This window comes from Oceanispirochaeta sp. M1 (genome assembly GCF_003346715.1).
In the GTDB taxonomy this organism is placed as follows: Bacteria; Spirochaetota; Spirochaetia; order DSM-2461; family DSM-2461; genus Oceanispirochaeta.
The window spans coordinates 1-6,314 of record NZ_QQPQ01000090.1 but is presented as its reverse complement, the minus strand read 5'-3'; the positions used below and the strand labels follow the sequence as shown (position 1 = coordinate 6,314).

Annotated in this window: 5 protein-coding genes; all 5 read left to right on the top strand. The window is 43.2% G+C overall.

Annotated elements, in window-relative coordinates; genetic code table 11:
• Positions 1 to 307: 307 nt before the first annotated feature.
• The 5 genes from DV872_RS25665 to gtfA all read left to right on the top strand — a co-directional run bounded on the left by DV872_RS25665 (position 308) and on the right by gtfA (position 6,050).
• Entirely contained in the window at positions 308 to 1,279 is a 972-nt protein-coding gene (locus tag DV872_RS25665) for a LacI family DNA-binding transcriptional regulator (RefSeq protein ID WP_114632831.1), read from the top strand.
• Positions 1,280 to 1,505: 226 nt separating this feature from the next.
• Complete coding sequence (locus DV872_RS25660; protein ID WP_114632830.1) at positions 1,506 to 2,765, top strand: ABC transporter substrate-binding protein; 1,260 nt, start codon at positions 1,506 to 1,508, stop codon at positions 2,763 to 2,765.
• Positions 2,766 to 2,829: 64 nt separating this feature from the next.
• Positions 2,830 to 3,750, top strand: a complete 921-nt coding sequence (locus tag DV872_RS25655) for a carbohydrate ABC transporter permease (protein ID WP_114632829.1) — start codon at positions 2,830 to 2,832, stop codon at positions 3,748 to 3,750.
• Positions 3,750 to 4,604 (top strand): carbohydrate ABC transporter permease, encoded by an 855-nt coding sequence (locus DV872_RS25650; protein WP_114632828.1) that lies wholly within the window; start codon positions 3,750 to 3,752, stop codon positions 4,602 to 4,604. Before DV872_RS25655 ends, DV872_RS25650 begins: the two co-directional genes overlap by 1 nt.
• A gap of 9 nt (positions 4,605 to 4,613) precedes the next feature.
• Positions 4,614 to 6,050 carry a sucrose phosphorylase gene (gene gtfA / locus DV872_RS25645; RefSeq protein ID WP_114632827.1) on the top strand — a complete coding sequence of 479 codons (1,437 nt, stop codon included), beginning with the start codon at positions 4,614 to 4,616 and terminating at the stop codon, positions 6,048 to 6,050.
• The last annotated feature ends 264 nt before the right edge of the window (positions 6,051 to 6,314 follow it).

The window sequence follows — 6,314 nt, the reverse complement described above, 5'->3', positions numbered from 1 at the left end:
AAAATGTAAATGCCTGGAAAAATAGAATGAATAAGCAGAAAGTAAAGTTTGATTGGAAATTTACCTTTAAGAAGGCGAAAATTAAGTTCCGGCTGGATGATTAAAATTCAGCCGGTCATGACACTAGATTAATAAATTCTATAATTCATCATATATAACAATATAAGTCTTTGGAACTGTTTCTTTTTTTTTGAATCTCAGTGTAGAACTATACAATCATAAATCTTTTATCAAAATAGAAGTGGAAACGTTTACATTCTCATGCTATAATTCCCTCTGATTTGTGGATTTTGAGATGAGGTGAGATGTGGGCGATAATATTACAATTAAGGATATAGCTGCCAAAGCCGGGGTCGGAATTGGAACAGTTTCCAGAGTTCTCAACAACAGCCCCAATGTTAAAGACAGTACCAGGTCAGAAGTTCTGAGAATCGCAAAAGAACTTAATTATGTACCCAATGGTGCTGCCAGAATGCTTGTCCGCCAGTCCCACTCAAGTGCCACAGTCGGTCTTTTACTTCCCGTTGTAGAAAATCAGTTTTTCTTTGAACTGATCAAATATATTCATTCCTGTCTGAAGGAACAACAGTTTAATATAATGATTTTCAGTACAGATCACGGGCATGATTCTGTGGTTCATCATATCGTGGAGCAGAGACTTACAGCGGTACTTACCCTGGGTGATCCACCTCTCACTGCGTCAGAGCAGGAAATACTTAATTTTCATAAGATTCCCTTTCTATACGTAGACTATCATGATGCAGAATCCAGTTTTATAACCTATGACAGTGTAAAGGGTAGTGTTCTGGCAGCTGATTATCTTATTTCACGACAGTGTAAGAAGATAATGATGATTGGTCTCACTGACCGTTCACAACAGCAGCTTGACCGATTTGATGGATTCCGGAAGCGGGCCGAAGAGGTCGGCGGCATTCAGGTCTCTGAGCTCTGCATCAATTCTGAAGAGGAGTGTTGTGATATCAGCCTCTCACTTATGAACGATAAGTCCCTTGATGGCATTTTCTACTTTTCAGATACCCTGGCATATGGAGGTATTCAGGCCCGAATGGAGTGTGGACGAAAAGTGTCGATTATAGGCTATGATGATATATTCCCCTCAAAGTATATGAAGCTCTCTACTGTAAAACAGTCTTCCGAAATCCTGGGAACCCGTGCTGCGGAGATGGTTATCGAGATGGTACGTCAGCGGGAAGACGGGGAAGAGAAGAAGCTGCTTCAGGCAATTCTAGAGCCCCAGCTGATCGACCGGGACAGCTGATTCCTTATTTCTGTTTTTGAATCTTTCCAATTTAATGGAAAAAAAATGGAAAAAAATGGAAATTCCAAACAGTCTTTCTTATAACTATCAGAGTAAACTAATCCAATAATGGAAACGGTTCCGAAAATTGCAAAAAATCCTTGACATATTTAAAAGTCAGGATATTATAGTATTATCGATGGAAACGTTACCATTATGTTTCCATAGGAATTAAACGGAGGAAAACATGAAACGAATTCTCACAGTTCTTCTTATTCTTGCAGTAGCCACAACAGCATTTGCAAGCGGCTCTCAGGAATCTGATATGTCAAAAGATGGCGGTTCTGTAACACTTATACAGAACAAACCCGAAATTGATCCCCAGCTTCAGGCATACGGAGCTCTCTGGGCAGAAAAGACCGGAAATGAAGCAATTATGAAATCAGTAGGCGGAAGCAGTTCCATTACTCTGGGACAGCAGCTTAGAGCTGATTACGCAGCAGGTGAAATGCCTGATATCTTTATCATTGCCGGTATCGAAGACTATAAAGAGTGGGAAAGCCTCATTCTTGATATGTCAGGCGAAGCCTGGGCCAAAGAAACTTCTGTTGCTTTTAAAGTGGACGGTAAAACTGTAGGTTGTCCTGTAGCTGTTGAAGGCTGGGGAATGGCTTATAACAAGGATATGCTGGATAAAGCCGGTATCGATCCTGCTTCCCTGACAAACTATGCTGCCTATAAAGCAGCTTTTGAAAAACTTGACGGAATGAAGGCCGAACTGGGTGTTGATTCAGTTGTTTCCATGGCAGCCGGTCCCGAAATGGGCTGGGTAACCGCTCACCACAACTTCAATTCCCTTCTTTCAAACGGAATGGCATACGGCGATCAGTCTGCAGCTCAGACTTTGCTTGATGGAAAAGTTGATGCCAAGAGACTGGGTGAATATGCCGACTGGGTAGAGCTGCTCTTTATGTATGCTGATACTGCCGTACTGACAACCGGGAACTACGACTCTCAGGTTGGCGCTTTTGCCAACAGCAAGGCTGTCTTCCTGCATCAGGGTAACTGGACCGATCCCAATATGGCTCAGGCCAATGCAACTTTCAAGATGGGATTCGCTCCCCATGGTTCCATGGCTGCCGATACTGACGGTATCTTTGTATCAGCTCCCTCATACTATGTAATCAATAAAGAATCCAAGAATGTTGAAACTGCCAAGCAGTTCCTGAATGATCTGGTATTTACTGCTGAAGGTCAGAACTTCATGGTTAACGAAGCCGGAATGATTCCTGCTTTCGCCAATGTAAGTCTGAATCCCAAAGGACAGCTCTCAAAATCTGTACAGGAATGGTCTGCCAAGGGTAAAGTTTACTCCTGGAATCAGTACCTCTTCTCTGGAGATTTCAGAGATCAGACTCTGGCTCCCATCTACAACCAGTTTGCCAACGGCGCTGTCGATAAAGCTCAGTTTGTCGAACTGATGACTGCAGCTTTCCAGAACAGATAATCAATTTTGATTACCAGGGACGGTTCCCAATTGGGGACTGTCCCTTTTTTTACCAGGATAAAATATGACAGATAAACTTGAAAACCGAATCGTTTTCTGGACTTTCCTATCACCTATTATATTTGCCTTTCTGATGGTTGTTATTATTCCATTTCTGATTGGTGCTTTTTATTCATTTACAAACTGGAGCTCAGCGGCCCGTGCTAATGAAGTACTTGAGTTTGTAGGGTTCAAGAATTTTACAGACAGTTTTGCTGATCCTTCATTTAACTACTCTTTTATTCTGACAATTATCTACACAGTAATTAATATGCTGGCCATAAATATTACAGCATTCCTGTTAGCGATATTTGTCACCAGTAAGCTTAAATTCAGAAATATCTACAGGGTTGGTTTCTTTATTCCCAACCTGATCGGGGGACTTATCCTCGGCTATATCTGGCAGTTCATCTTCAACAATGCCATTCCCTCTCTGGGAGAAATTGTTCCGGCTCTATCATTCCTGGCAGATCCCAGGAAGCTGATCTTGGCCAATAGAAACTCCGCCGTATTGGCTCTTGTGGCTGTGGGTACCTGGCAGTATGCGGGATATATCATGATGATTTATGTGGCCGCGCTTGAGTCGGTTCCAGCGGAACTTCATGAAGCCGCCCGCATTGACGGGGCCAATGTGGGGGAGAGAATCCGTCATATCACCATTCCCATGATTGCTCAGGCTTTTACAATCACAATGTTTCTGACTCTGGTACAGTCATTTAAACAGTTTGATGTGAATGTATCCCTTACGGCCGGTGGACCCTCTGCCATGTTTATGGGGATACCACTGTTCGGTACAGAGCTCCTGGCACTGAATATCTATAATACTGCTTTTGTTAAGCTGAATATGGCCATGGCTCAGGCTCAGGCTGTTATTTTCTTCCTTGTTCTGATTGTAATTTCTATGATTCAGGTCTCGGTAAATAAAAGGAAAGAGGTGGAAATGTAATGAAAATATCCAAACATAACATTGCACTTGAATTGATTACGGCCCTTCTTTTTCTGGCCTTCCTGTTTCCCTTCTTCATTGTTCTGATCAACTCTGCCAAAGATGCCTTTCAGATTACTATCAATCCATTGGGCATGCCTGAAGACTGGAGTCAGATAGGAAGAAATATAGTCGGGATCTGGACTAATAAAAATATCAGGTATCCCGGTTCTTTCCAATCATCAATAATCATCACCGTTGTCTCTCTTCTGGCGATCACTGTCCTTTCCAGCCAGGCCGCCTGGGTCCTTGTTCGGACAAAGACTAAATTATCCAACATGATCTTTTTTATATTTGTTGCCGCCATGGTAATCCCTTTTCAGATCGTTATGTTCCCTCTGCTTTCCTGGTTTCGAACAGTACATGTTGTAACTGGAATCAAGCTTCTGAGAACTTACTTTGGAATGGTTCTGGCCTATGTCGGATTCGGCTGCTCTCTGTCGGTCTTTCTGTATCATGGATTTATCAAGTCTATTCCCTTTGAACTGGAAGAGGCTGCTAAAATTGACGGCTGTAATCGTTTTCAGACCTTTTATATTATTATCTCACCCATCCTCAGACCGATTCATGCCACAGTAATGGTTCTGAATGGAATCTGGATATGGAATGACTATCTTCTTCCTCTTCTTGTACTGGGTAAAGGGAACAAAATACAGACCATACCTCTGGCAGTAGCAAACTTTGCCGGTGCCTATGTCAAACAGTGGGACCTTATACTTACCGCGATCCTGATGGCCATGATTCCTATTGTTATCTTTTTCCTGGCCGCACAGAAACACATCATCAAAGGTATGGTTGCCGGCTCCATTAAATAAGAGGTTGTTATGAAAAACGGTATTCAGCTCATTACCTATCCCGACAGTCTCGGGGGAAATCTTAAAGAACTGCATCAGGCGCTGGCAGGTCCCCTGGACGGCTGCGTTACTGGTGTACATATTCTTCCTTTTTTTCCCTCCTCGGGAGATAGAGGATTTTCCCCTCTCGGATATAAAGAGGTAGATCCCGCCTTCGGGAATTGGGAAGATATCAGAAGGATCTCATCTAAGTATGATCTGATAGTTGATTTTATGATCAATCATCTTTCCAGACAGTCTGATGAGTTTAAGGATTTTTCTGAAAATGGGGATGAGAGCCCCTGGTCCGAACTCTTTCTGCCTGTGGACCGGGTTAAGCCTGAAGGTGAATTCTCAAAGGAAGAGCTTGCGGAAATATATACTCGTAAACCCCGTGCTCCCTGGATAGATATCCACCATAAGGACGGCACTCCCCGCAGTGTCTGGTGTACCTTTTCTGAAGAGCAGATCGATCTCGATGTCAATTCGGAAACTGGAAAAAAATATATTCTGGACAGTCTGAATTTTCTGGCTGAACAGGGTACGGCCATGATCCGTCTGGATGCCTTTGCCTATGTAACCAAGAAAGCCGGAACCTCCTGTTTTTTTCTGGAACCCGAAATTTGGGAGATTCTGGGAGGTCTGAGAGAGGAGATGGCCAAGGGGAATGTAGAGCTTCTCCCTGAGATTCATGAGCATTATTCCATCCCCATGAAACTGGCTGAAAAGGGGTATGGAGTCTATGACTTTGCCCTGCCCATGCTGTTACTTCATGCATTGTACAGCGGAAGGGCCGACAGGCTGGGTGATTGGTTTGCCAAGTGTCCCGCTCATCAATTTACAACTCTGGATACACATGACGGTATCGGTGTGGTGGATGTGGCTGATCTTCTGACTCCTGAAGAGGTGGATGCAACCTGTAAAGCCCTCTATGAGAAGGGTTCTAATGTAAATAGACGCTATAGCTCCGAAGAGTATAATAACCTTGATATCTATCAGATCAACTGTACCTACTATTCCGCCCTTGGAGAGGATGACAAGGCTTATCTATTGGCACGGGCCATACAGTTTTTTGCACCCGGTACGCCTCAGGTTTATTATGTGGGGATCCTCGCCGGGTCCAATGATATAGACCTTGTGGAAGAGACAAAGAATGGTCGGGACATAAATCGTCACGGTTTTTCTCTTGAAGAGATTAAGCATGAAATTGAAAGACCCGTTGTTTCGGCTCTTATAAAACTGATGAAACTGAGAAATACCCATCCTGCGTTCAGCGGGGACTTTAAGATTCTAAAAGCATCACCTGAAGGTGAACTTATTATCCTCAGGACTCTTGGGGATAATTCTGTCCGGCTGGAGGCTAATCTCGGGACCAAAGAGTTTGAAATCTCGATGAAAGAGGGCTGCTGGGATTTTCCGGGGTTATAGTTCTTTGCTCCGGCTGGCTGCGGGGGGGGGTATTTTGAAGGGGCTGTTGCAAAAGTAAAATTGCAGCAGCTCTTTTTTTGGTCCACAATCCTTTCCTGAATATTCTTATGTTAAATCTATAAACAGCACCTTAGTTAGCCCCTGTGTCACCAAGTTTTATCATTATCAGTAGAAAATTCATGTATTATTGAGGATAGTTTCACTGTCAAAAGTAGATTGAGTCGTCTTTTTATGATGATACCAGCTGATACTATGCTGTTTCTT

What these genes read in the sequence shown, in the direction of transcription:
- DV872_RS25650 (WP_114632828.1), top strand. Translation starts at nt 3,750, where the DNA reads ATGAAAATATCCAAACATAACATTGCACTTGAATTGATTACGGCCCTT.
- DV872_RS25655 (WP_114632829.1), top strand. Translation starts at nt 2,830, where the DNA reads ATGACAGATAAACTTGAAAACCGAATCGTTTTCTGGACTTTCCTATCA.
- gtfA (WP_114632827.1), top strand. Translation starts at nt 4,614, where the DNA reads ATGAAAAACGGTATTCAGCTCATTACCTATCCCGACAGTCTCGGGGGA.
- DV872_RS25660 (WP_114632830.1), top strand. Translation starts at nt 1,506, where the DNA reads ATGAAACGAATTCTCACAGTTCTTCTTATTCTTGCAGTAGCCACAACA.